This is a genomic window from Neobacillus niacini (assembly GCF_023715785.1).
GTDB classification, from domain to species: domain Bacteria; phylum Bacillota; class Bacilli; order Bacillales; family Cytobacillaceae; genus Neobacillus; species Neobacillus niacini_E.
This window is the reverse complement of the sequence record NZ_JAMBOX010000012.1, coordinates 1-24,756: the sequence shown is the minus strand read 5'-3', so window position 1 is coordinate 24,756 and position 24,756 is coordinate 1. Positions and strand designations below refer to the sequence as shown.

The following is a 24,756-nucleotide window of genomic DNA, read 5'->3' as shown; positions in this document are numbered from 1 at the left end:
AGGCCGGCACCATGAGCTTCTTGAAGGTTCAAGATATTCATCACACGTACTTTACCAAAGACACTGCCACCACGGCCCTCTCCGATATTTCACTTACGGTTGAGGAGGGGGAGTTTGTTTCCTTCCTCGGCCCCAGCGGCTGTGGAAAAACAACCCTGCTCTCGATCATTGCAAGTTTGATTAAGCCAACAGAGGGAACGGTCTTATTGGAAAATAAGCCCGTTTCCACATCACAGAATGAAATAGGTTATATGCTTCAGCAGGACTATTTGTTTCCCTGGAAGACAATTGAAGAAAACATCCTGTTAGGACTTAAATTATCAAAGCAATTGAATGATCAAACAAAGAACTACGCCTTAACTCTGTTAAACCAGATGGGTTTAAATGATGATGTTAAAAAACAGTTGCCTAAACAATTATCAGGGGGCATGCGGCAACGGGTTGCGCTTGTCAGGACACTGGCAACCGAACCAAAGCTGCTCATGCTTGATGAGCCCTTTTCAGCACTTGATTACCAAACGAAGCTGAAGCTTGAGGATTTGGTATCGAATACCCTTGATGAATTCGGCAAAACGGCAATCCTTGTCACCCATGATATCGGCGAGGCTATCGCAATGAGCGATCGCGTCTTTCTGCTTTCCCCCCGCCCAGGCAGAATTCATAAAACGTTTGAAATGCCGACGGAGCTGCGAGGATCATCCCCGTTTGCCGCTAGAAATCATGAAGCATATCCAAGCATTTTTCAAACAATCTGGAAGGAGTTGGAGTCTCTTGAACAAGGATAACAACCACGTTGAACTCCTCCATAACCAGTATATTAAGTCATTAAAACTTGAAAATAGATGGGTTCGATTCTATCAAGCCATTATTTTCCTGGTGTTTTTCTCAGGGTGGGAACTATTAAGCAAAAAGCAGTGGATTGACCCGCTTATTTTCAGCTCTCCATCCAAAATTACAACACTTTTAATTAATAAAATTCAAGATGGAACATTAATCACCCATATCGGTGTTACCTTAACTGAAACCATATTGGGCTTTATTTTAGGTACATTGCTTGGTACCATTCTGGCAGCGATTTTATGGTGGTCGCCATTTCTTTCGAAAATTCTGGACCCTTATTTGGTCATTTTAAATGCAATGCCCAAGGTAGCGTTAGGACCGGTTTTAATCGTTGCGTTAAGCCCAGGGTATCCTTCCATTATTGCCATGGGTGCCATTATCTCGATCATTATCACAACCATTGTCGTCTATACAGCTTTTAAGGAAGTGGATCCCAACTATTTAAAAGTCCTGCAAACATTTGGGGCAACGAAGTTCCAATGCTTTAAGGAAGCGATTCTCCCTGCATGCTTCCCTACCATCATATCAACCCTAAAGGTGAATGTCGGGCTTTCATGGGTCGGAGTCATTGTTGGGGAATTCCTAGTATCGTCAAAAGGACTGGGCTACATGATTATATACGGTTTCCAAGTCTTTAATTTTACTCTTGTATTTTTATCGCTGTTCGTCATCGCGATTTTCGCCACGATTATGTATCAGCTTGTGGAATTATTGGAGAAAAAGCTTATTAAAGAATAGTGCTGTGCCGCTATTCTTTTTTACATTGTAAGATGCTTAATGTAATTTAGACATTCTTCCACCACTCGGTCCTTCATGATAAAGCTGTAATCGGGACCAAACCTTATTTTGAGCAAATCGCCTTTAATAAGTTGGGGGCCATTTGTTTCGAAGTAATTCCGCGTGTTTTCCAATCTGGCCACTCTTCCCCAAAACACAGCCTTTACAAATGATCCTGTCTCCTCAGTAACCTTATATTCCGCCAAATACGTCAACTTTGAGAAAATGGCACCTGTCTCTTCATAAGCCTCCCTTTTGGCAGCTTCTTCGGGCGTTTCCCCACGTTCCCGTTTACCGCCCGGGAACTCAAGTCCTCTTTTTTTATGCTTTGTCAGCACCCAGTGGCCTTCAAATTGAGAAATGACCAAAACATGCCAGGCCTCTATATCAAATGCATGTTTTGAAAAGCTAAGCTCTACCTGATTGCCATTGTCATCCAAGAATTGTATCATATTGTCCCCACCAATTTGATTCATATGGTATTATTTTAAATGAAAAGGGAAAATCCTGCATGTCCCGGATTTCCCCTCCTGCTCCTATTGCGTTTTCGGCAAAATTTTCATGGTTTCAATATGATTCTTTGCTTCTTGATCGCCCAGTTTGTGAATCATGCCATAAATTTGTTGAATTTTGTTATCGTACTCATCATTTTCTCTGTCATAATGGTATTGTACATATGGGACATGGGCCCTCCAAAAGGCTTTCCATTCCGTGGAGTAATTTTGATTAAACAACTCCCGCAGCTCGGTAATTTCCTCATCATTGGCCTGAATTTTAAAGCTCCATGTCGAAGAAGTCGCGCTTTGTGAAATCTCACCTGTTCCTACATCTATATAATATGGTTTCTTCTGATTGTCCATGCTGTCATCCCCTTTTAAATTTAGAGTCCGCCAAAAGAAAAAATTTATTCTTTTGCAAATTTCGATACATTTTTTAGAATGTAATACGATATAATAATCATACACTCAGAAGAAGCAGACTTTTCAGTTAATTCTGAAAATATATTGACTGGAATCATTTTTCTATATTGGGGTATGGATAAAAATTATTAGTCTATTTTCGTAGGAGGTGAACAAGATGAAACTGGTTGATGAATTGTACGAAATGTACCGAACCAAGCTTACAGGTGATGAAGAAGATATCGATATGCTGGCCTTTGCTTTTTTGGAAGAGATGTCCCACGAGGATTTACTTGCTTTGATTCACGATATGGATAAGCAGGAACTTTATGACCTGATGGGTCTATATCTCATCGAAAGCCTAAAGGGAAAATTTGCCCAAGAACAGTACGGACAACAGCGGGCTTCTGCGTTTCACCCCCGTAACATACATTGATTATACATAACCAGGAATGAATCCGCTCGGAAGCTGAACAAATCGGCTTCCTTTTTATTTACATATTATTGTGAAGCCATGTTACAATAGGGGGTAAAGGGGGAGAAGAAAGTTGTATACAGTTATGGTCGTATCTTTTATTATTGTCATCGTGGTTCTGCTGCTTGCTGTGATTACCACATCCAAAGCCTATGGCTTCAAGCATACGGTAGATCCGTTAGAAAATAACCCTCATCTTGACCAAACTAGCGAAGAGCATAAGCAAGCATAAATTAAAACTCGCCGATTGGCAAGTCCGTTAGGACGAAGACAGAGGCGTAGTTGTATTATACGCGTTAAGAAATTATAAAATTTGGTAAAATTTTATAATTTCTTATTAGCTAAAAAAATTCCTATTCAGCACGAATAGGAATTTTTTTATGCAGATTATGCAAATACTTGTTTTAATTCTTCCTTACTTTGCTCAAGCCAGTAGCGCATCAACCGCTTAGCGCCCTCCAAATCATGAAGTTTGGCTTGGCCACATTGGCGCTCATTGGCCGCCGGCACTTCGGTAATTTCCACTGCTTCCTTCATTGTATCTTCAAGAAGGTCAATGATTTCTTCAACGGTTGGCTCGCCACTGACAACAAGATAATAGCCTGTTTGGCAGCCCATTGGCGAGATGTCAATGATATCAAAGTGGTTATATTTCTCGACATGCTTGCGGATATTGAATGCTAGCAGGTGCTCCAATGTGTGAATCGCATCAGGCTTCATTGCTTGCTTGTTGGGCTGACAGAAACGAATATCATATTTATTCACAACGCCGTCGCTGCCTACTTTATGGACACCGCAATGTCTGACATAAGGGGCTTTCACAGCATTATGATCCAAGTCAAAGCTTTCTACTGAAGGCATAAGATCACTCCTTTAAAACAATCTTTACTTATCATACTATAAATCCCGATGATTTTCATCAGCTTTGGCACAATTACCAATTTAGACGAATTTCACTTTCTATGATATCTTGATGGTAAGTGAATGAAGGAGATCATTTTATGCTGAAAAAATTTTTTATTGGAATCATACGTTTTTATCAGGTAGTGATTTCGCCGTTAAAACCACCGACATGCCGTTTTTATCCAACCTGCTCGCATTATGGATTGGAAGCGATACAGCGTTTCGGTCCCTTAAAGGGCGGATATCTGACTGTTAAAAGAATTTTAAAATGCCATCCTTTCCATCCCGGGGGGGTGGACCCGGTACCTGAAACCTGGAAAAAACGAAAATAAGCTTAATTTTGATATCCATCAACGACTAGATCAAGCTGGCCTGTTTTCGGGTCAATTACAAGGCCGTGCACTGGTACTCCAACAGGCATCAGTGGATGATTTTTGATGGTTTCTACACTATGTTTTACACTATCAGTTACAGAATCAAATCCGTGAAGCCATTGCTTGAAATCGATACCCGAGTACTCAAGAGTTGCTAGTGTTTCTTCGGAAATTCCCCTTTCCATCATGCTGTCGATTACCGGCTCCGCCTTTAATCCGCTCATTCCGCAATCATGGTGGGCAATCACCATGACCTCTTTTGCCTGCAGCTGATAGATCGCAATCAAAATACTTCTCATAATGCTTCCAAACGGATGTGACACTAGGGCACCGGCATTCTTGATAATTTTGGCATCACCATTTCCCAAATTCAATGCCTTTGGCAGCAATTCCAACAGCCGTGTATCCATACATGTGAGAATAACCATTTTTTTATTGGGGAATTTTGTGGTCTCGTATCTTTCATATTCCCGGTCTTCCACGAATTTTTTATTGTAATCAAGAATATCCTTCAACAGTGATTGGTTTTCCATACGATCACACCCTTCATTTTATCTCATTTAAGAATACACAAACTTTCACAATAAAAACAATTTTTTTACTTGCTTAAGTGGGCGTTTTCTTGTTAAGATACATAAGTAAATCGGAATTGTTACGGATTAGATTCGCAATATTTAAAATTTTTTATTTTGTAAATCGGAATTGATACGATTTAACAGAAAAGCGAAAGCGCCTTGATCAGGGGCGACAGGCATAAGACGAGCCGGCCAGAAGGTCGCTTTTTGACCTTCTTGACGGATTGGCTTACGACCCCGAGCCCCTAGGCGCTGAAGCTAGACATATTGGAGGCTTACATGAAAAAATTATTTCAATACTTAGCACTACTTTTACCATTTACTATTGCCTTATCGGCTTGTTCAGATAACAAAGAAACAGCGCCACAAAAAAACAACCAATTATCAGTATATACAACTGTTTATCCCTTGCAATATTTTACGGAGAGAATTGGCGGAGCATACGTAGATGTTAAGACCATTTATCCTCCTGGTGCCGATGAGCATACCTTTGAGCCTACGCAAAAGGATATGATTAAGCTTGCCGATTCAGACTTATTTTTTTATATTGGCTTGGGCCTTGAAGGTTTTGTAGAAAATGCCAAAAAGACATTGAAAAATGAGCATGTGACAATGGTGGCGGCTGCCGACAGTCTTGAACTTCCCAAGGATGACCCTGCCCATGAAGAGGAGCACGACGATCAAGAAACACATGGGGACGTTAACCCGCATGTTTGGCTTGATCCCATTTACTCAAAGGAAATGGCTGCAGTTATATTGCAACAGTTAGAAGAAAAGCTGCCGCAGCATAAGGAAATTTTCAAAGAAAATTATCAAAATCTTGCTGGCGATCTGGAAGAATTGAATCAGCAATATGATAAAACGATTTCATCTGCCAAACATAAGAATATCATTGTGACCCACGCAGCCTTTGGTTATTGGGAGCATCGATATGGCATAGAACAAATCAGCATCTCGGGCCTCTCGACCAGCAATGAGCCTACGCAAAAGGGGCTAGAGAAAATTATCTCATTGGCTGACCTCGAAGGCTTGCATTATATCCTGTTTGAACAAAATGTCCAGTCAAAGCTTGGGAAAATTATTCAAAAAGAAATCGGCGCCCGGGCGTTGCCGGTTCATAATTTGGCCATTTTGACAGAAGAAAATATAAAAAATAAGGAAACGTATTTTACCTTGATGGAGAAAAATCTTAAAACCTTGGAGAAGGCCTTAAACGATTAGAATTATTTAGATAGGCAGTCATTATCACACTTTCATTCCAGTTGATTACAGACATGGACACGGCCGATTCATCAAAAGCTATGTTTGTATTACCACAACTTGAAGGAGTGATACGCATGGCACAGGATGTTTTATGTGAAGTGAACAACTGCACATTTTGGGCAAAGGGAAATAAATGCAGTGCCGACAGCATCTATGTAGTGAGCCATAAAGGTAAAACCGCTGATTCGAGCAAAGAGACAGATTGCAAAACATTCGAACCGGGTGATATATAAAATACTTAAAACCAGGCATACAAATGGTGCCTGGTTTTCTTATTGAGGAGTATTGATAATACTTTTTGGTTACTTATGGGAGTTTTGTCGTCAATACCCCTGATTGGCGACACTTCGAGGTTTACCAATGCATAGCTCAATAAAATGTATAAGACCTTTTAATCAACAGGGTTTCTCTTATCTTTTTTTCGTTGATGTCAAATCCAATTCCCGGGCCTTCGGGCACTGAAACAGATCCATTCTTTACGACGACTTCCGGCGTAATGATGTCTTCTTCCCAAAATCGGCTGGAGGCTGAGATATCGCCAGGAATCGTAAACCCTGGCAGTGAAGCTAACGCAATATTATGTGCTCTGGAAACACCAAACTCAATCATTCCGCCGCACCAAACCGGAATTCCTCTCTCATAGCAATAATCATGAATCTTAATCGCCTCGTGCAGACCTCCAACTCGGCCAATTTTGATGTTTATTACTCTGCAGGCGTCAATCTCAATAGCCTTCCGGGCATCTTCAAAAGAAACAATACTCTCATCCAAACAAATCGGGGTAACCAATTTCTCTTGTAAAATCGCATGTTCAATAATGTCATCGTGGTCCAGCGGCTGTTCAATCATTAGCAGGTTAAAGTCATCCAGTGCTTTAAGCCGTTCTATATCCTTTAAGGTATAGGCGGAATTGGCATCCGCTATCATTGGAAGATTGGGATAATGGCGCCGAATCGCACCAAGAAACTCATAGTCTTGACTTGGATTAATCTTCACTTTGATCCGTTGATATCCGTCCTCAAGATACCCTTCAATTTGCTTTAATGCCTTTGTAATTGTGTCAGTGGCAATAACTACCCCTGAGGCAATTGCCTCCCTAGTGCCGCCGATCATTTTGGCAAGAGACTGACCTTGACCTTTCGCATATAAATCCCAAAGAGCCGTTTCCAGACCGGACTTCGCCATCGGATTCCGTCTTATTGACTGAAATAGACCCGCAGCCTCTTCTGGATGCTTGATTGGATGTTTTTGCAGTAACGGTATCAAAAAATCCTCCAGCATATGCAGGCTGGTCCTAACGGTCTCTTCCGTATACCAAGGGGTTGAAAAAGCCACTCCTTCACCGTAGCCCTCAACACCGTCCTTATCGGTTACTTTTATTATAATCCCTTCCCGCTCCCGCACTTCTCCCAAATGGGTGACAAACGGCGACTTTAGCGGCATGCTAATTACATACAAGTCAACTGTCGCAATGTCCATCTTTAGTCCACTTCCTCTTGAACCCACTCGCGGAGAGTTCTACGCAGCAGTTTTTTGGATGCATTTCTTGGCAATTCGTCTACGAAAAGGAATTCTTTTGGTACCTTATATTTAGCCAGCCGGGTTTGGCAAAACTCTAAAAGGTCGTCCTCCGTTACAACAGAGCACTTATTTCTGCTGACTATAAACGCAACCGGAACCTGGCCCCATTCACTGTCATCCATACCGGTAACTCCTGCCTCTGCCACTTCCGGATGGCTCAATAACACCGCTTCTATTTCCGCCGGGTAGACATTTTCGCCGCCTGAAATAATTAAATCGGAGCGCCGGTCCAACACATACAAAAATCCATCCTCGTCTAAGTAACCAATATCACCAGTATATAGCCAGCCATCTCGTAGTTTTTCGGCAGTTGCTTCCGGTCGATGCAAATACCCATGTGTCACATTTGGACCCTTGACTACAATCTCGCCGGCTTCCCCCGCCTGGGCTATCCCCTTGTCGTCCAGTTCAATTCTTATTTCCGATGGAAATAACGGTTTTCCTGCCGAACCAAGCTTTGTCAGGCTGTATTCCGGTGACAATGTGACAATTTGTGAGGAGGTTTCTGTCATTCCATATGATTGAAATACAGGAACCCTTTTCTCTACGCACCTCTTTAATAAAGGCATTGGTGCTGGACCTCCGCCCAAAAGCATACAGCGAAGATGCTCCGGAAGCTGTTTGTCACCTAATGAATCAACAATTCTAGTCAGCATCGTCCCGACAACTGACATAATCGTAACGTGCTTTTCTGCGATATCCAACAGCGTTTTTTCAACATCGAACTTTTCATGGAGGACAATTGGCATTCCGTAGATCACACTGCGCATAAGGATGGAATAGCCACTGATATGAAAGAGAGGTACAGAGCATAGCCAACAATCATTTTCCGTGATACCCAGGTTTAGAGCCGATCCAATTGCACTCCACCAATGATTTCCGTAGGTCTGCATGACACCCTTTGGATGGCCAGTCGTCCCTGATGTATACATAATCGTGCAGATTTCTCCAAGATTGGTTTCATCCTGAATTTGTGGCTCACCCGGCTCATACTTGAAAAGCTCACTTTTTGTAACTGCCTTCAGGAATGGAGCCTTATCTTTCATTTCTAAAAAGGAATCTTCCAAAATCAAATACGAAGCATGCGAATCTTTCAGTTGCCACACCAATTCTGCCTGAGTTAATCGATTGTTCAAGATGACTGTCTTCAATCCAAGCAGCTGCAACGCAAATAAAATGATCACGGTATCCAAATGGTTTTTTAATAGGACGGCGACATACTCATCCTGTTGAATTCCAAGCCCCTGCAGCCTGCCAGCAGTGTCATACGAACGCTCGTACAGTTCCTTAAATGTGACCGTCTGATCCTGAAAATGCACGGCTGGCCGCTCTGGAGTGAGAAACGCACGTTTTATTAAAAAGTTTTCCATCGATTCTTGTCGCATTTGTTGCTCACCTTCTTATTAGCTAAAAACAGCCTGATGGAGGCCATCAAGCTGCTTTAAAATATGTTTCATCAAGGGAACCGCGGGAACTGACCAAAGTCCGGCTTGCGCTTTTCTTTAAAGGCGTCGCGGCCTTCCTTGGCTTCTTCCGTTGTATAGTATAGCAGTGTTGCATCTCCTGCCATTTGCTGAAGTCCTGCAAGTCCGTCGGTATCGGCATTCATTGCAGCTTTTAAGAAACGAAGGGCTGTCGGGCTCTTTTCAAGCATTTCCTCACACCATTTAATCGTTTCTTCCTCCACCTGATCTAATGGTACAACCGTGTTGACTAAGCCCATGTCAAGCGCTTCCTGGGCATTGTATTGACGGCAGAGAAACCAAATCTCACGCGCTTTCTTATGGCCGACAATTCTTGCAAGGTAGCCTGAGCCGTATCCGGCGTCGAAACTGCCCACTTTAGGACCTGTTTGTCCAAATATAGCGTTGTCTGCTGCAATCGTTAAATCACAGACCACATGAAGTACATGGCCGCCGCCGATTGCGTAACCTTTAACCATCGCAACGACCGGCTTTGGAATAACGCGAATCAGGCGCTGAAGGTCAAGAACATTCAAGCGGGGAATTTGGTCCTCACCGACATAACCGCCATGACCGCGAACCTTTTGGTCTCCCCCAGAACAAAACGCCTTATCTCCTGCACCTGTCAGAACAATGACACCAATGTTGGAATCATCGCGTGCGAATGCAAAAGCATCAATTAATTCCATTACCGTTTTTGGGGTAAATGCATTATGTACGTGCGGGCGGTTGATTGTAATTTTAGCAATTCCGTTATACGTTTCATATAAAATTTCTTCGTATTTGCGTTCTGAAATCCATTCTACTGCCAAGACAAAAACCTCCTTTAATTTTTTTTCTTTGACAAAAAGTCACTTACTATTGTACCAAACTTTTCTTGATCTTCCACATGAATTGCATGGCCACAATTTGCAATCATTACTAATGAACTATTTCTAATCGTTACGGCCATCTGTTCAGCAATACTGCAAAACTTTTGATCTTTTTCACCGACCATCAACATGACATCACAGGAAAGTTTGTGAAGGCTCTCCCACCAGGAAGGCTGTGACCCTGTTCCCATGCCAAGCAGGCTGTTGCCAAGCCCAATCGGGGAATTTTGCAGACGCTGTTCTCTGATTTTTACCCTAACCTTCTCAGGCAGACTCTTCATCGAAGCAAACAATGGGATATTTTCCCAATAGTCAACAAAAGCGGGAATCCCGTTTTCTTTAATAAAATTTGCTAGTTTCGCGTCATTCATTTGGCGCTGATGTCTTTCTTCTTCTGTTACCAGTCCCGGTGATGAGCTTTCCAAAATTAATTTTCTCACCCTTTCGGGATAAGCAAACGCAAACGTAAGGGCCAAACGGCCACCCAGGGAATATCCAAGCAAATCGATCTGACTGATAGCCAAATGATCAAGAATGCCTGCGATAGCCTGGGCAGCAGCTTCCATTGTATAAAGGTTAACATCCTCGGGCGAGTCTGACTCACCGTGTCCAATAATATCTGGGATGATTAATTGTGAATGGCTCCCCCAGCTGTCGCAAAATGGAGTCCAGGTAGATGAATCCCCGGTAAAACCATGCAATAACAAGAGCGGGAATCCACTTCCACATTGTTTAACATGGTAGCGAACGCCGTTAATAACTACATTCACTTACTCTCACCGTCGACAAAATTTGATATTTCCTGGGAAACAGACGCCCAAAATCCACGGTGTTCATCGCGATTTGTGTCTCTTTTTGTCCTAATCTCATAAACTTGGAGGCCTGACGCTCCTGACGAATTTCCTAATTCCTTTTGTAAGTGGTCCCAATCGGCTACCTTAACAAAGCGGCCGTTAAACATTTTAACCGCATGTTCAAATTCAATATCGAGCGGCGTTCCAAATAGCAGCTCAAAATGCTTCGGATGTTCCGATTGCGGCAAGAAAGAGAAGATCCCTCCGCCATTATTGTTTACAAGAATAATATGGATATCAATATTAAATTGCTTGGCTGCAAATAAACCATTTAAATCATGGAAAAAGGTTAAATCACCAAGGACCAAGTATAATGATTTGGAATATAAGGCAGCACCCAAAGCGGTAGAAACAGTTCCGTCGATTCCGTTTGCTCCTCGATTGGCCATAATTCTAATGCATTTATTGTTATGTAGAAAAAAACTGTCCAAATCGCGAATAGGCATACTATTTCCGACAAACAGCGTTGCCCCTTCAGGAACCATCTCAGCCAACTGGTAAAATAGCTTCCCTTCACTTAATTCGGTTATATCCCTTACAGAAGCCATATTTTCCTTCGTCAAGGCATTGATGTTGTTCCAATCCTCAAAAAATTTATGATCCGAACTAGGCTTCGCAACAGTTGCAAGCTTTTCGCAAAACAAGGTCTCATTGCAGAAAACCATATCTGTCGATAGCGAGGCGGGATCACGCCAGCCGCCGCCGCCATCAATGACAAGCTGGTCAGCAGATGGATTCTCTTTTATAAAAATCGTAAGCGCTTTGGATATCGGCATCGCCCCAAATCGGATAATACAATCAGGCTTTAGGAATGACTTAGCATCTTCATTGCGCAAAAACGTATCATATGTGTCGATGATATGTTCACGATTATGTTTGCCGCTTCTTAGCTGTGATAGTGGGTCAGCCAAAATCGGATACTTTAATAATTTCGATAATTGTGTTACGGCATCCGCGAATCTTTCATCCGCAATATTGCCACAGACAATAATTCCTTTGCTTTTTCCCTCTAAGCGGTTAGCAATTTCTTGAATCAGCCCATCACCGATGGTCAATTCACCATTATGGACCTTAACAAATCCATGCGGCCGTTCGGCCATACGGAAAATGCTGTCATCAAGTTGTGGTATTAGCGGTTCACGGAAAGGGAAGTTCAGATGAACTGGTCCAGACGGGGCGCCAGCACAATAGGCGACAGCACGGGCACAAATGGTCCGGGCATAACGAATCATTTCAGCTCTGTTTTCGGGTAGGGCCATTTCCGCAAACCATTTGACATGCTTGCCATACAATTCTATTTGATCAATTGCCTGTGGAGCACCTACTTCTCGAAGCTCATGTGGACGGTCCGCCGTTAACACGAGAAGTGGTACCCGTGAATAGCGTGCCTCCACAATCGCCGGAAAATAGTTAGCAGCAGCGGTCCCTGATGTACATAGAATGGCCACAGGTCGGTTGGAAGCCTTGGCAATCCCTAAGGCAAAAAAGGCTGCCGAACGTTCATCCACATGAATATGAACATTTAATTCAGGATGTTCCGCCATAACCATTGCCATTGGTGTTGACCGTGAACCCGGACTGATAACCACATCTTTAATTCCCGAAAGAACAAGCTCCGCAACAAAAGCGGCAAGGTAAGCCGTTAAAGATTCTTGATGACTCATTTTATTTTCCCCCAAGCGCTCTTAACATTGGTCTAAACTTTAAACCGGTCTCCAAATATTCGCTTTCCGAATCGGAATCAGCTACTACACCGCAGCCGGCAAATAGCGAAGCCTCATTTCCTTGAATTAAACCGGAGCGAATGGCCACCGCAAACTCCCCATTTCCTTGATAATCCAGCCAGCCAATCGGTGCCGCATAAAATCCGCGGTCCAGTTCTTCCACCTGGCGAATTTTTTCCACGGCTTCCTGTTTTGGAAGCCCGCCAAGCGCCGGGGTTGGATGCAGCCTTTCCACCAGCAGCAGCAAAGACGTATTATTGCCGCACTTACCAATAACAGGTGTATATAAATGTTGGATATCCCTGTTCTTCATCAGCCGTGGTTTTTCCGGCAGGATGATTTGATCACACGATTCTTCCAATGCCTCTTTAATCATTTCTACAACATATTGATGCTCAATCAAATTTTTTTGATCATGCAGCAGCTGCTCCCCAAGCATTGTATCTTCTTCCGTTGTCTTTCCACGTGAAATGGACCCAGCAAGGCAGGTGGAGAATATTTCATTTCCCTGTTTTTTTACCAACCGTTCGGGGGAAGCACCTAGAAAACAGTCGCCATTTGCTTCGAGTGCAAAAATATAGCTTTCATGCTGCTGCTCATTTAACCGCTCAAGCACCATTCCCGCTTCCACTTTACTGTCAAATTTCAAGCGCAGTTCCCTGGCTAGAACAACCTTCTTAAGCGGCCCGTCGTTTAATTCATTTACGATTCCAGTCACAGCCTCTTTCCAGGCTTCTGGTGAAATCTCTCTCGTTTCCAAAAGCTCTGCCGGATGGAATTCTGCAGTTTGATAAAGGGAAGCTAACAGTTGATTCCGCTCATCCAACATTTTTGCCATTAGAGTATGATTGTCATCCGGTGTGCACACGATATTAGTGGTTAAATAAGCCTGCCCCCTGATTATGCTTACCATATAAACCGGCAAGTAAAATAACGATTCTGCATACTGGGACCATAATCTCGTTTTTTCCTTGTAAGGATCAAAGGAAAATCCGCCAAAAATAACAGGCCCGACCCCAATTTCAGAATCCCGATTAAAGACGATACTGTCCTTCAGAAAGCGTTCCCACTCCCGTTCAACGTGAACAAAGCGGTCTGCTGCCTGATCAGATTGAATTTGATGAGTAATTCCCAGTCCAATCAGCAAAATTTCGTCTCTGGGATCCTTCCAGAAAAACCGTTCCCCGTAATAGCGATCCTGCCCTTTATTGAAAAATGAAAGCGGGCTTATTTTGTCCATTTTTCGAACTTCACTCAGTAAAATGGGCCGGCCGAGTTCTTTCGCGCGATTTATGGCCATAATACCCCTTTCGATTATTTCTGTTTCCTGTATGGTAACCAAAAAAATCCCTCCAAAACAGCTAAAATGGCTGTTTTTCTTAGCAAACCCTATTTAAGATACTACTCCCATTGTAAAGAAGTCAATAATACTTGTCACTATCCCTTTTGGATTCATTCCTTATTATATGTCAAAAACAAAAATATCGGATAAAATCTGCTTTTATGTCATTGTATATTCATTTTTCCACGAACCCCTGATAATTATCGGGAAGGTATTATCTTCTAGTTTTGATAATAAAAATTCATTGACCTGGCGCCGTGTTTTTCATACACTAAAGTTTGGGAAACCAATCTCTCAAAATTTATCGAAGATAAGAAGTTAAATAGTATAGAAGAAACTGCAATAAGGGAGGAGAACATAAATGCAGCCAAATATACAGCAAGGTTCGAAACCTGTTGTTAAGTCAAACCGCGGCTTGGGGGTTTGGTGGCAAATGACCCGTCCCCATACATTAACAGCTGCGTTCGTACCTGTTTTGCTCGGTACTGCACTTTCGCTTAAACATGGAAACATTCATTTTGGCCTGTTTATTGCGATGTTGATTGCCAGTTTGTTAATTCAGGCAGCAACAAATATGTTTAATGAGTATTATGATTTTAAACGCGGGCTGGATACAGAACACTCCGTAGGTATTGGAGGCACAATTGTCAGAGATGGCATCAAACCTAGAACTGTCATGAACCTGGCATTAGGGTTCTACGGAATCGCGTTATTACTTGGTGTATATATCTGTGCCAATAGCAGCTGGTGGCTTGCCATTGTCGGTCTTATCTGTATGGCCATCGGATATCTCTATACGGGCGGACCGCTGCCAATTGCTCACACACCATTCGGCGAACTGTTTTCTGGCTTTTTTATGGGAATGATGATTATTTTAATCGCATTCTTTATTCAAACGGGGACTGTTGACAGCACAAGCATTCTTGTTTCCATTCCGAGCTTTGTATTAGTCGGGGGGATCATGATGTCCAATAATATCCGCGACCTTGACGGCGATAAAAAATTTGGCCGTAAAACATTAGCTATCCTATTGGGCAAAGAAAATGCGGTCTACTTTTTAGCCGGGATGTTTATTTTCTCCTACGTTTGGATTTTTGCATTAATTATCGCAGATATCGTTCCGATTTGGACAGCGCTCGTGTTATTAAGTACACCGAAACCAATAAAATCGGTTAAAGGCTTCTTTAAAGGGACAATACCAATTGAAATGGCGCCGGCGATGAAGGCAACAGCCCAAACTAACACAATCTTTGGATTTTTGCTGGCCATCGGGATTTTTGCCGGTCACTTCTTTTCATAAAAAAAGAGCTTCTGCCTTAACACGGCAGAAGCTCTTTTTGCTTTCCTATATAATCGGATGAATGTCCCAAATGTCCTTAGCATATTCCTTTATGGTGCGGTCGCTTGAAAAATAACCGGCATGGGCGATATTCACAAGGCTCATTTTTTGCCATTTTAGTCTGTCGGTAAAGGCATCGCTGATTTTGCGCTGAATATCGGTATAGGAAGCAAAATCCTTTAATACAAAATACTGATCATTCTCTTCCAATAGCGAATCAAATATCGGTTCAAATTCATTATGAACGCCTGGGAAGAATCCATTAACAAGTTGGTCGACAACCTGTTGAATCCGCCGGTCCAGATGGTAATAGCCAACCGAATCATAACCACCATGCTTGTAATAGTGAAGCACCTCTTCGGCGGTCAGCCCGAAGAGAAAAATGTTCTCATCCCCAACAAGCTCATGGATTTCAACATTTGCCCCATCTAGGGTCCCGACTGTTAAAGCACCATTAATCATGAATTTCATGTTTCCTGTTCCCGATGCCTCTTTGCTTGCGGTTGAAATCTGCTCGCTGACATCCGCAGCCGGAAAGATGTTTTCAGCCAATGATACACGGTAATTCTCTAAAAAAATAACCTTCAGCTTGTCTCCAACCATCGGGTCATTATTGACCGTTTGAGCTACCGTGTTAATCAATTTAATAATTTTTTTTGCATAATAATAACCAGGTGAGGCTTTGGCGGCGAATATAAACACCCTAGGAGTCATGTTGAAGCCGGAATCCTCTTTCATTCGGTTATAGAGATGCATGATGTGCAAAACATTTAATAGCTGCCGTTTATACGCATGGAGACGTTTGACCTGAACGTCAAAAATAGCAGAGGTATCTACCGCAATCCCGGTTTGTCTTCCAATAATGTCGGCAAGCCTTTGTTTATTTGTACTTTTAACCTTAGCCAATTGCTCCAAAAATCCTGAATCATTTTGATAATCAAGCAGATGAATTAGTTCATGGGCGAAATGGGTCCACGACGAACCAATGGTGTCGGTGATTAACGATGACAATTTTGGATTAGCTTTTAACAGCCAGCGCCTATAAGCAATTCCATTTGTCTTATTGTTAAATTTCTCGGGATACAGCTGGAAAAACGGCTTCATTTCCCGCTCTTTCAGGATTTCTGTATGGAGCCTTGCTACCCCGTTGACACTAAAGCTGCCGACAATGGCCAAATGAGCCATTTTCACAAAACCATCGGCAATAATCGCAAGCTTGCCAATCCGCTCCCATTCCCCCGGGGTCTCTTCCCATAGCTCCTTGCAAAATCGCTCATTGATTTCTTCGACAATCATATAAATCCTTGGGAGCAGCGGCTTAAAGATATGTACCGGCCATTTCTCAAGTGCTTCCGATAAGGTAGTATGATTTGTATAGGAAATCGTATTAGTCGTAATATGCCAGGCTTCATCCCAGTCGAATTTGGCCTCGTCCAACAGGATTCTCATCAGTTCCGGAATCGCCAGTACCGGATGGGTATCATTGATATGGATACAAACATGTTGATGCAGTTCTTTAAGGCTTCCATGCTGCTTTTTATAAGCTCTGATGATTGACTGCAGGCTGGCGGACACTAAAAAATATTGCTGTTTTAGCCTTAATATCTTCCCTTCATCATGAGTATCATCGGGATAAAGGAATTCAGAAATCGCTTCCGTTCTCCGTTTATACTTTAAAATATCCGTATCCATCGGGAACTGGGCCGGTTCCGCATTCCACAACCTTAGCGTATTTACTGTATCAGATTCAAATCCGACTACCGGCATATCGTATGGCACAGCTGTAACGGTTTCGGCATGGGAATGATGAAATACGAGACGGCCGTTTTCCATTTTAGCCTCAACCTTTCCCCAAAACGGGATTTGCACCGCCAAATCCGCCTTACGGATTTCCCAAACATTGCCGCTTCTTAGCCATTGCTCGGGCAGTTCGACCTGATAGCCGTCCACTATTTTCTGCTCAAATAACCCATGCTTATAGCGAATCCCATGTCCATGTCCCGGGAGATTCGATGACGCCAGTGAGTCCAAAAAGCAGGCGGCCAGTCTGCCCAAGCCGCCGTTTCCCAAGCCTGCATCCGGTTCAAGCTCCTCCAGGTCCCCAAGCTCAATCCCCAGTTCATGAAGGCCTTGGGCAATCATTTCCTCAACACGAAGATTAATTAAATTCTGCCTAAGCAGCTTCCCCAGCAAATATTCGATTGATAAATAATAGACCTGCTTTGCTTTGGTCGCTAAATACCGTTCATTCGTAGCGATCCAGTCATTACTAACAAATTCACGGATCATTTGTCCAAGTGTTTGGTAGTGGTCTCGAGCCGTACTCTCCGAAAAACTTTTTCCGCAAAGCATCTCTACCCGTTTTATGAATGCTGCTTTAAACCTATCCTTATTAGAAAACATGGGTTTCACTCCTTGCCATCAACTCGGCGTATAGCTGGTTATAGCTAAATGCTGATTGTGCCCAGCTGTAATCCTGTTCCATCGCCTGCTTTACGAGCGAATCCCACACATTTTTATCCTCATAGATTCGAACTGCCCGTTGAATCGTATAAAGCATATCATGAGCATTAAAATGACTGAACGAAAAGCCATTGCCTTCACCGGTAAATTCATTCCATGCTGTTACTGTATCGTTTAAACCGCCCGTCTCACGAACAATCGGAATCGCTCCGTATTTCATCGCGATCAATTGGCTAAGCCCACACGGTTCAAATAGGGATGGCATTAGGAACAGGTCCGCGGCAGCATATAATTGGTGGGCCAGCCGTTCATTAAAGCCGGTTTGGACCTTCAACTTTTCAGGGTAAATCCGCCCCGCCTGGCGTAAGAATTCCTCATACTGATAATCACCTGTCCCTAGAATGATGAATTGGATGTCTTCCTGCAGCATTTCCCTTAGGACACACTTAACAAGATCTAGACCTTTTTGCTTGGTAAGCCGGGAAATCATGACCATTAATGGTGTATTGGCGCTTTGTTTTAAACCAAATTGTTTTTGAATTTCTTTTTTATTGGCTGCCTTTTTTTCAAGTTCTTTGGCAGTATAGGTTTGAAAAAGGAACGGGTCATGGGCCGGATTATAAAAATCCTCATCAATTCCATTTAAAATTCCATGCAGGTCCTCGTTTCTTGCCTTCAGCAACCCATCCAGTTTTTCTCCATAGACCGGCGTTTGTATTTCGTTTTTATAAGAAGGGCTTACGGTGGTAATTTTGTCTGCAGCCACAAGCGCCCCCTTCATGAAATTGATATTGCCGAAAAATTCAAGATGACTCGGATGGAAAGATCTGTCGTCAAGCCCCAGTAAATCCCTCAACGCCTCTTTTGGGAATATTCCCTGGAACTGCAAATTATGAATCGTAAATACGGTCCTGATTTGCCCATAGCTTTTTTGTCTCCGGTAATACTCCGTTCTAAGCAGATACGGAATCATCGCCGTATGCCAGTCGTGGCAGTGCAGTACATCCGGAAAATAGTCAAGTTGTGCCAATGCTTCAAGCACAGCCCGATTGAAAAACGCAAACCTTTCACCGTCATCAAAATAGCCGTAAAAACCTTCCCGTTTAAAATAATATTCATTGTCGACAAAATAATAGGTAATCCCTTGATACTCAAGCTCCTCAATGCCGCAATACTGCTTGCGCCAGCCGACATTTACCGAGAACTCCTTGATTTTTTTCATATTTTGTTTAAATTCATCGGAGATGGTCCCATATTTGGGCAAAATAACCCGGACCTCAGTGCCAAGGCTTACTAATTCCTTGGGCAGCGAGCCCGCTACATCGGCAAGCCCTCCCGACTTTGCAAATGGTCCACACTCCGAAACAGCAAATAATACTTTCACGAGTTCATCAACGCTCCTTGCTTTGTTCCTTTGCGTACGACAAATGGCAATTGAACAGTGCCGGATAATCTCGTTCCGGCCTCGACTCTCACATCTTTATCCAAAATAACAGTATCTAAATGGACGCCTTCTTCAATTTGGCACTTTTGCATAACAATACAATTTTTTATGATGGCTCCTTTACCAATTTTTACTCCTCTTGAAATAATGCTGTTTTCCACAGTGCCATTAATGACACAGCCATTGGCAATCATCGAATTTTTAACCAGCGAACCTTTTTCATATTTTGTCGGCGGTTCATCCTTCACCTTCGTTAAAATCGGCTGGCCTTTGACAAACAGGTTTCCCCATACATCTGGCTTAAGCAGGTTCAGGCTGGCGTCATAATAGCTTACAATCGAATCGACCATGACCGCATAGTCGTCATAGTCATAGCGGCAAATCGTATATTCATTATGAAGGTCTTGAACGACATCTCTCATGCATGTATATCCGGTTTCATTTCGGGACTGGATTAGCTTTATTAGCAGTGACGTCTTGATTAAGTACATCTCCATCGACCTTCCGTCACGATGATGGATTTCGGTAATATCGCAATGCATATCATGATGCCATTCCAGAATCGGTTTATAGTCCATATTAATAATCGTATAGCAGTTTGATATAATCGCATACTCCTGGGTACTGCGATAAAAATAGTCCATATTAGCCGCAAACAGGTCGAACGACCCGACTCGATTAGGATTGCTATCCACCACAGGAGATGGGAAGAAGAACAGGCCATCCCGCTTGCGATTTAAGTCCCAATTTTTCCCCGACCCTAAATGGTCCATTAACGAGCGATACTGCATTTTTGGAAAAATCGCTACGCTCCTGATCCCTGAATTCACCATATTGGACAGTACAAAATCGATAATCCGGTACCTCCCCGCAAACGGCAGCGCCGCCAAGGAACGATGGATTAACAATTCCTCCAAATCATCATGGTAGGTAGTAGCATCAATAATACCTAAAAGCTTTCTTTTCACGCATTTTTTCCCCTTCCGGATTATCTATTAAAGCCCCCGAGCCTTTTGCCCATCGGCGCCTTATTTCATGGCTAGTAAGCAGGATTAAGCCCGCTTAGCATTTCTTTTGTGACAAGGACAATTTCATCATCCAAAGAACGGATTACCGTACCATCCGGTATATTGACATCAAAAGGAACAATCGCTTTTTCAATAAAACAGTTTTGCCCGATTGTGACATCCGGCATAATGACCGACTCTTTCACCCTCGATTCCCTGCCAACATTAACACCCTGAAATAACACGGATTTTTCTATTTTGCCTTCAATTGTGCAGCCTTCGTTAATGAGTGATTCCTGAACGATTGCGTCCGGAGAAATGTATTGCGGCGGACGATTTGGATTAACTGAATAAATGCGCCAGTCGTGGTCAAATAGGTTCAGTTCACATTCCTCTTTTAAAAGGTCCATATTTGCTTCCCACAGACTTTGGACCGTGCCGACATCCTTCCAATAGCCCTTAAATGGGTAGGCGAATAATTTTTTCTTGTCATCCAAAAGGGAAGGAATGACATCTTTCCCAAAATCATGGCTGGAATCGGGATTACGGGCATCCATTTCCAAATATTCCTTCAGTATATTCCAACTAAAGATATAAATGCCCATGGATGCTAAATTATTCTTAGGCGAGACTGGCTTTTCCTCAAATTCTATAATTCTCATATCCTCGTTTGTATTCATAATCCCAAATCTGCTGGCTTCAGCCCATGGAACTTCAATTAAGGAAATCGTGACATCGGCCCTTTTTTCAATATGGTACTCCAACATAGTTTCATAATTCATTTTGTAAATATGGTCGCCAGAAAGAATCAAAACATAATCAGGCTGGTATTGCTTGAGATAATTTAAATTTTGATAAATGGCACTGGCTGTTCCTGTATACCACTTTACTTCCGAGGACTCGCTGTATGGCGGCAACACGGTTACCCCGCCATTCTTGCGGTCCAGGTCCCAGGCACTGCCGATGCCAATGTAAGAGTTCAGGAGGAGCGGCTGATATTGTGTTAACACACCTACCGTATCGATTCCTGAATTTGCGCAATTGCTAAGTGTGAAATCAATGATTCTATATTTACCACCAAACGGCACCGCAGGTTTTGCCAAATCCTTGGTCAGGGCATTAAGCCTACTCCCTTTTCCCCCTGCCAGCAGCATGGCGACGCACTTTTTCTTTCCCATTGCCTTTTCTCTCCTTTCGTTTTTTAACCGGTCTTAATATATGAAACCCAAACGGAGCTATCGCCATCGACAAGGAGCATGGTTTCCCATGGTATGGTTCAGTCGTGGCCGCCATGATTTTCTTATTGACCACACCGGAACCCCCAAACTCTGAGTCATCGTTTGTTAAGATTTCTCGATACTCGCCCGCCTTTGGAACCCCCATTTTATATTCCGGATAGCTGATTCCGGTAAAATTACAAATTACGACTAATGTATCCTCTTCTTTTTTCCCTTTACGTATAAAGGAGAAAATGGATTTGTTGCAGTTATCGACCTCGATCCATTCAAAACCGGGATACAAATGGTCTAGCTCATAAAGCGCTTTTGACCGTTTATAAAGTTTTATTAGCACTTTTACAAATGTATTAAGTTTTCGATGCAATTCATAATCAAGCAGGTGCCAATCCAGTTGTTCCTTATCCTTCCATTCTGCAAACTGTCCAAGTTCAAAACCCATAAACAACAGTTTTTTCCCCGGATGGGTGAACATATAGCCAAGCAGGAGCCTCAGCTGGGCAAATTTTTCCCAATACTCTCCCGGCATTTTATCAAGAAGCGACTTCTTCCCATGCACGACCTCATCATGTGAAAACGGGAGCATAAAGTTTTCTGAAAATGCATATAAAAGTGAAAAAGTCACCTTTGAATGGACATTTGGCCTGGCAAACGGCGGGGTTTCCATATATTCCAGCATGTCGTTCATCCAGCCCATATTCCATTTGTAGTCAAAGCCCAATCCGCCATAACTGACAGGTGCGGTAACTTTGGGGAAATCGGTGGAATCCTCCCCAATCATTAACACATGGGGGTTGCACTCGTGAATCACTTTATTCAGCTTTTTTAAAAATTGGATTCCAAATGGGTTTTCAGACATGCCTTCGTTTGCATTTGGCCAGTAAATGATATTGGCGACTGCATCCATCCGAAATCCATCAATATGGAATTCTTCCATCCAAAAGACTGCATTAGAAATGAGAAAACTTTGTACCTCTCCTTTACCCAGGTCAAAATTCGCTGTTCCCCAGACATGGTTTTCCCTGTCATGGGTAGTGGAGTAGGAATAAAGATGTGTGCCATCAAAGTTATACAGCCCATGGGCATCCTTACAAAAATGCCCTGGTACCCAATCGAGAATGACCCCAATCCCATGATGATGGCATTGGTCGACGAAGTATTTAAAGTCATTCGGGGTACCATACCTTGATGTTACTGAAAAATACCCGGTACCTTGGTACCCCCAAGAGCCATCAAAAGGATGCTCGATAAGCGGCATTAGTTCGATATGGGTAAAACCATGCTCAGCAACATAGGGGATTAAGTCCTCTGCCAGTTCCCGATAGGTTAAAAAGCTGCCATCCTCGTTTGTTTTCCACGATCCTAAATGAACTTCATATATGACTGTAGGTTCCGAGAAGTTATTTTTCTGTGCCCTTCGTTCCATCCAATTAGTATCATGCCATTGATAATCTTTGAGTTGGTGTACAATTGAGGCCGTATTTGGCCGTAATTCTGAATAGAAAGCAAATGGGTCGGATTTTAACAGCCTTTCGTTTGATTGAGTAAAAATCTCGTACTTATACGTACAGCCTTCAAGATTTTGTTTTATCAGAAAAACCCATATGCCTTCATCATTAACCTTTTGTAATTCATATCCTTCACTATTCCAGTTATTGAAATCCCCTACGAGCCTCACCTTGACGGCATTCGGGGCCCATACGCAAAAACGGGTATATGCTTGGTCGGAATCTTTAAGGATATGAGCGCCAAAAAGGTGATGACTGTTGTAGTAGCTTCCTTCATGAAACAAGTGAAGCTGATAGTCTGTCGGAAACAATGTGTTCACTGCCATGGCTCTCCTCATCCCCAATGAAAATATGTATTTCAAAAACCAATTATAAGTGCTAATAACAAATAATCCCCGAAAAACTTTTTTATCTTTTCTGACAATAGCTGAGGTATGAATCTAAAAGGCGCAAAATTACTACAGGTTTCGTTCCACTTCGACAAGAAATCGTTCGAGAAACGACAATATTCTATTAAGTTTTCTTAAAATATTTTAGGGATTTGATGGGTGGAGTTGCTTAATTTTCGGAAAATTGAATAATTTTTTAGATGGTGAATTTCTGGGTTTTGGTGCGTTTGTGTAAGCGATTTCAACATTTTTAAACGATCAAGATCATTTGAAATTGTTATATTAATATTGTATTTTTAGCTGAAATTATCGACGTTATATGGATTTTTAGAGGACTGCTTATAAACCCTTGATTGGGACTCTTTTTACGTGGCTGCTGTGGGGCTGATTGCGGTTAGTTCTCTGGGGGTGGGGGTGGTCATATTATTGAGGCCTTCTACGGGTACGACGGCTAGGTTTTTTAAGGGAAGAGACAGTGTTGGTATTCCTGCGTGACAGGTTGCCGCTTATTTATAGTGGGCGAGGACACGTAAAGGTTTTCTAAGTGACCAGTTTTCTCTTTTTTATGAGTTTGAGGGCACGTAGAGCCCTTCTACGTGACCTGTTTTCTCTTTTTTATGATCTTGAGGGCACGTAGCCCCCATTTAATTTTTGCTGCAGAAACACAAAAAAACTGATGACTAAATGTCATCAGCCTTTTTGTATGACCCCTACGGGATTCGAACCCGTGTTACCGCCGTGAAAGGGCGGTGTCTTAACCGCTTGACCAAGGGGCCAATCAACAGAGAAGAAGGGATTCGAACCCTCGCGCCGCTTACGCGACCTACTCCCTTAGCAGGGGAGCCCCTTGAGCCACTTGGGTACTTCTCTATATGGCTCCGCAGGTAGGATTCGAACCTACGACCGATCGGTTAACAGCCGATAGCTCTACCACTGAGCTACTGCGGAATAATATATGGTGGGCCTAAATGGACTTGAACCATCGACCTCACGCTTATCAGGCGTGCGCTCTAACCAGCTGAGCTATAGGCCCATAATGGAGCGGGTGATGGGAATCGAACCCACAACAACAGCTTGGAAGGCTGTGGTTTTACCACTAAACTACACCCGCATTATATGGGGCGGCTGATGGGAATCGAACCCACGAATGTCGGAACCACAATCCGATGCGTTAACCACTTCGCCACAACCGCCATAATATTTACAATAATCAAATGGTGGCTCAGGACGGAATCGAACCGCCGACACATGGATTTTCAGTCCATTGCTCTACCGACTGAGCTACTGAGCCAACATAAGTGGCGGTCTGGACGGGACTCGAACCCGCGACCTCCTGCGTGACAGGCAGGCATTCTAACCAACTGAACTACCAGACCGTATTGCGGGGGCAGGATTTGAACCTGCGACCTTCGGGTTATGAGCCCGACGA

General features: G+C 42.9%; 23 protein-coding genes and 8 tRNA genes. 8 read left to right on the top strand and 23 right to left on the bottom strand.

What is annotated here, in order from left to right; translation table 11 throughout:
* The first annotated feature begins 11 nt into the window (after nt 1–11).
* Together M3234_RS19470 and M3234_RS19465 are read left to right on the top strand one after the other, a co-directional pair.
* Nucleotides 12–785, top strand: a complete 774-nt coding sequence (locus M3234_RS19470) for an ABC transporter ATP-binding protein (protein ID WP_262306316.1) — start codon at nt 12–14, stop codon at nt 783–785.
* Nucleotides 772–1,578, top strand: coding sequence for an ABC transporter permease (locus M3234_RS19465; RefSeq protein ID WP_262306315.1), 807 nt, complete (start codon nt 772–774; stop codon nt 1,576–1,578). The genes M3234_RS19470 and M3234_RS19465 overlap by 14 nt, the downstream gene beginning before the upstream one ends.
* Nucleotides 1,579–1,598: 20 nt before the next feature.
* Here M3234_RS19465 and ytkD read toward each other — a convergent pair whose 3' ends face one another.
* Both ytkD and M3234_RS19455 read right to left on the bottom strand, forming a co-directional pair.
* Nucleotides 1,599–2,069: an RNA deprotection pyrophosphohydrolase gene (ytkD, locus tag M3234_RS19460; RefSeq protein WP_262306314.1), complete on the bottom strand. Its 471-nt coding sequence runs from the start codon at nt 2,067–2,069 to the stop codon at nt 1,599–1,601.
* A gap of 84 nt (nt 2,070–2,153) precedes the next feature.
* Complete coding sequence (locus M3234_RS19455; RefSeq protein ID WP_262306313.1) at nt 2,154–2,477, bottom strand: hydrolase; 324 nt, start codon at nt 2,475–2,477, stop codon at nt 2,154–2,156.
* A 217-nt stretch (nt 2,478–2,694) separates the two neighbouring features.
* Here M3234_RS19455 and M3234_RS19450 point away from each other — a divergent pair, with 217 nt between their 5' ends.
* Together M3234_RS19450 and ytzI are read left to right on the top strand one after the other, a co-directional pair.
* Entirely contained in the window at nt 2,695–2,952 is a 258-nt protein-coding gene (locus M3234_RS19450) for a DUF6154 family protein (protein ID WP_262306312.1), read from the top strand.
* A 112-nt stretch (nt 2,953–3,064) separates the two neighbouring features.
* Nucleotides 3,065–3,223, top strand: a complete 159-nt coding sequence (gene ytzI / locus M3234_RS19445; RefSeq protein ID WP_262306311.1) for a YtzI protein — start codon at nt 3,065–3,067, stop codon at nt 3,221–3,223.
* Between the two features lie 155 nt (nt 3,224–3,378).
* Here ytzI and M3234_RS19440 read toward each other — a convergent pair whose 3' ends face one another.
* Nucleotides 3,379–3,852: an S-ribosylhomocysteine lyase gene (locus M3234_RS19440; protein WP_066310875.1), complete on the bottom strand. Its 474-nt coding sequence runs from the start codon at nt 3,850–3,852 to the stop codon at nt 3,379–3,381.
* Between the two features lie 140 nt (nt 3,853–3,992).
* On the opposite strand from M3234_RS19440, the gene yidD reads away from it, so the two are divergent.
* The gene (yidD, locus tag M3234_RS19435) at nt 3,993–4,226 is read left to right on the top strand and encodes a membrane protein insertion efficiency factor YidD (protein ID WP_262306310.1); all 234 of its coding nucleotides are present in this window, start codon (nt 3,993–3,995) and stop codon (nt 4,224–4,226) included.
* A gap of 2 nt (nt 4,227–4,228) precedes the next feature.
* Here the strand turns inward: yidD and M3234_RS19430 are convergent, their stop codons facing one another.
* The gene (locus M3234_RS19430; RefSeq protein ID WP_262306309.1) at nt 4,229–4,801 is read right to left on the bottom strand and encodes a beta-class carbonic anhydrase; all 573 of its coding nucleotides are present in this window, start codon (nt 4,799–4,801) and stop codon (nt 4,229–4,231) included.
* Nucleotides 4,802–5,122: 321 nt separating this feature from the next.
* On the opposite strand from M3234_RS19430, the gene M3234_RS19425 reads away from it, so the two are divergent.
* Both M3234_RS19425 and M3234_RS19420 read left to right on the top strand, forming a co-directional pair.
* Complete coding sequence (locus M3234_RS19425; RefSeq protein WP_262306308.1) at nt 5,123–6,064, top strand: metal ABC transporter solute-binding protein, Zn/Mn family; 942 nt, start codon at nt 5,123–5,125, stop codon at nt 6,062–6,064.
* Between the two features lie 116 nt (nt 6,065–6,180).
* Nucleotides 6,181–6,339, top strand: a complete 159-nt coding sequence (locus M3234_RS19420) for a DUF1540 domain-containing protein (RefSeq protein ID WP_262306307.1) — start codon at nt 6,181–6,183, stop codon at nt 6,337–6,339.
* 136 nt (nt 6,340–6,475) lie between these two features.
* Here M3234_RS19420 and menC read toward each other — a convergent pair whose 3' ends face one another.
* The 6 genes from menC to M3234_RS19390 all read right to left on the bottom strand — a co-directional run bounded on the left by menC (nt 6,476) and on the right by M3234_RS19390 (nt 13,942).
* Nucleotides 6,476–7,585 (bottom strand): o-succinylbenzoate synthase, encoded by a 1,110-nt coding sequence (gene menC / locus M3234_RS19415; RefSeq protein ID WP_262306306.1) that lies wholly within the window; start codon nt 7,583–7,585, stop codon nt 6,476–6,478.
* 2 nt (nt 7,586–7,587) lie between these two features.
* The gene (locus M3234_RS19410) at nt 7,588–9,072 is read right to left on the bottom strand and encodes an o-succinylbenzoate--CoA ligase (protein ID WP_262306305.1); all 1,485 of its coding nucleotides are present in this window, start codon (nt 9,070–9,072) and stop codon (nt 7,588–7,590) included.
* A gap of 71 nt (nt 9,073–9,143) precedes the next feature.
* Nucleotides 9,144–9,962, bottom strand: a complete 819-nt coding sequence (gene menB / locus M3234_RS19405; protein WP_262306304.1) for a 1,4-dihydroxy-2-naphthoyl-CoA synthase — start codon at nt 9,960–9,962, stop codon at nt 9,144–9,146.
* 14 nt (nt 9,963–9,976) lie between these two features.
* Nucleotides 9,977–10,792 carry a 2-succinyl-6-hydroxy-2,4-cyclohexadiene-1-carboxylate synthase gene (menH, locus tag M3234_RS19400; RefSeq protein ID WP_262306303.1) on the bottom strand — a complete coding sequence of 272 codons (816 nt, stop codon included), beginning with the start codon at nt 10,790–10,792 and terminating at the stop codon, nt 9,977–9,979.
* Nucleotides 10,789–12,540, bottom strand: coding sequence for a 2-succinyl-5-enolpyruvyl-6-hydroxy-3-cyclohexene-1-carboxylic-acid synthase (gene menD, locus M3234_RS19395; RefSeq protein ID WP_262306302.1), 1,752 nt, complete (start codon nt 12,538–12,540; stop codon nt 10,789–10,791). The genes menH and menD overlap by 4 nt, the downstream gene beginning before the upstream one ends.
* Nucleotide 12,541: 1 nt before the next feature.
* Entirely contained in the window at nt 12,542–13,942 is a 1,401-nt protein-coding gene (locus M3234_RS19390; RefSeq protein WP_262306301.1) for an isochorismate synthase, read from the bottom strand.
* Between the two features lie 361 nt (nt 13,943–14,303).
* Here M3234_RS19390 and M3234_RS19385 point away from each other — a divergent pair, with 361 nt between their 5' ends.
* Nucleotides 14,304–15,242: a 1,4-dihydroxy-2-naphthoate polyprenyltransferase gene (locus M3234_RS19385; protein WP_262306300.1), complete on the top strand. Its 939-nt coding sequence runs from the start codon at nt 14,304–14,306 to the stop codon at nt 15,240–15,242.
* A gap of 45 nt (nt 15,243–15,287) precedes the next feature.
* Here the strand turns inward: M3234_RS19385 and M3234_RS19380 are convergent, their stop codons facing one another.
* The 13 genes from M3234_RS19380 to M3234_RS19320 form a co-directional block, all read right to left on the bottom strand.
* The gene (locus tag M3234_RS19380) at nt 15,288–17,684 is read right to left on the bottom strand and encodes a glycogen/starch/alpha-glucan phosphorylase (RefSeq protein WP_262306299.1); all 2,397 of its coding nucleotides are present in this window, start codon (nt 17,682–17,684) and stop codon (nt 15,288–15,290) included.
* Nucleotides 17,674–19,128 carry a glycogen synthase GlgA gene (gene glgA / locus M3234_RS19375; protein ID WP_262306298.1) on the bottom strand — a complete coding sequence of 485 codons (1,455 nt, stop codon included), beginning with the start codon at nt 19,126–19,128 and terminating at the stop codon, nt 17,674–17,676. The genes M3234_RS19380 and glgA overlap by 11 nt, the downstream gene beginning before the upstream one ends.
* On the bottom strand, nt 19,125–20,156 hold the full coding sequence (locus M3234_RS19370) for a GlgC family sugar phosphate nucleotidyltransferase (protein WP_262306297.1): 1,032 nt from the start codon (nt 20,154–20,156) through the stop codon (nt 19,125–19,127). Before M3234_RS19370 ends, glgA begins: the two co-directional genes overlap by 4 nt.
* A gap of 71 nt (nt 20,157–20,227) precedes the next feature.
* Nucleotides 20,228–21,373, bottom strand: a complete 1,146-nt coding sequence (locus M3234_RS19365; protein ID WP_066310829.1) for a glucose-1-phosphate adenylyltransferase — start codon at nt 21,371–21,373, stop codon at nt 20,228–20,230.
* Nucleotides 21,321–23,264 carry a 1,4-alpha-glucan branching protein GlgB gene (gene glgB, locus M3234_RS19360; protein WP_262306296.1) on the bottom strand — a complete coding sequence of 648 codons (1,944 nt, stop codon included), beginning with the start codon at nt 23,262–23,264 and terminating at the stop codon, nt 21,321–21,323. The genes M3234_RS19365 and glgB overlap by 53 nt, the downstream gene beginning before the upstream one ends.
* Before the next feature lie 767 nt (nt 23,265–24,031).
* Nucleotides 24,032–24,103 (bottom strand) — tRNA-Glu (locus M3234_RS19355).
* Nucleotides 24,104–24,109: 6 nt separating this feature from the next.
* Nucleotides 24,110–24,197, bottom strand: a tRNA-Ser gene (locus M3234_RS19350).
* Between the two features lie 3 nt (nt 24,198–24,200).
* Nucleotides 24,201–24,275: transfer RNA gene (locus M3234_RS19345), tRNA-Asn, on the bottom strand.
* 8 nt (nt 24,276–24,283) lie between these two features.
* Nucleotides 24,284–24,360: transfer RNA gene (locus M3234_RS19340), tRNA-Ile, on the bottom strand.
* Between the two features lie 4 nt (nt 24,361–24,364).
* Nucleotides 24,365–24,438, bottom strand: a tRNA-Gly gene (locus M3234_RS19335).
* Nucleotides 24,439–24,444: 6 nt separating this feature from the next.
* Nucleotides 24,445–24,520, bottom strand: a tRNA-His gene (locus M3234_RS19330).
* A gap of 22 nt (nt 24,521–24,542) precedes the next feature.
* Nucleotides 24,543–24,618, bottom strand: a tRNA-Phe gene (locus M3234_RS19325).
* Nucleotides 24,619–24,626: 8 nt separating this feature from the next.
* A tRNA-Asp gene (locus M3234_RS19320) sits at nt 24,627–24,703 on the bottom strand.
* Nucleotides 24,704–24,756 lie beyond the last annotated feature (53 nt).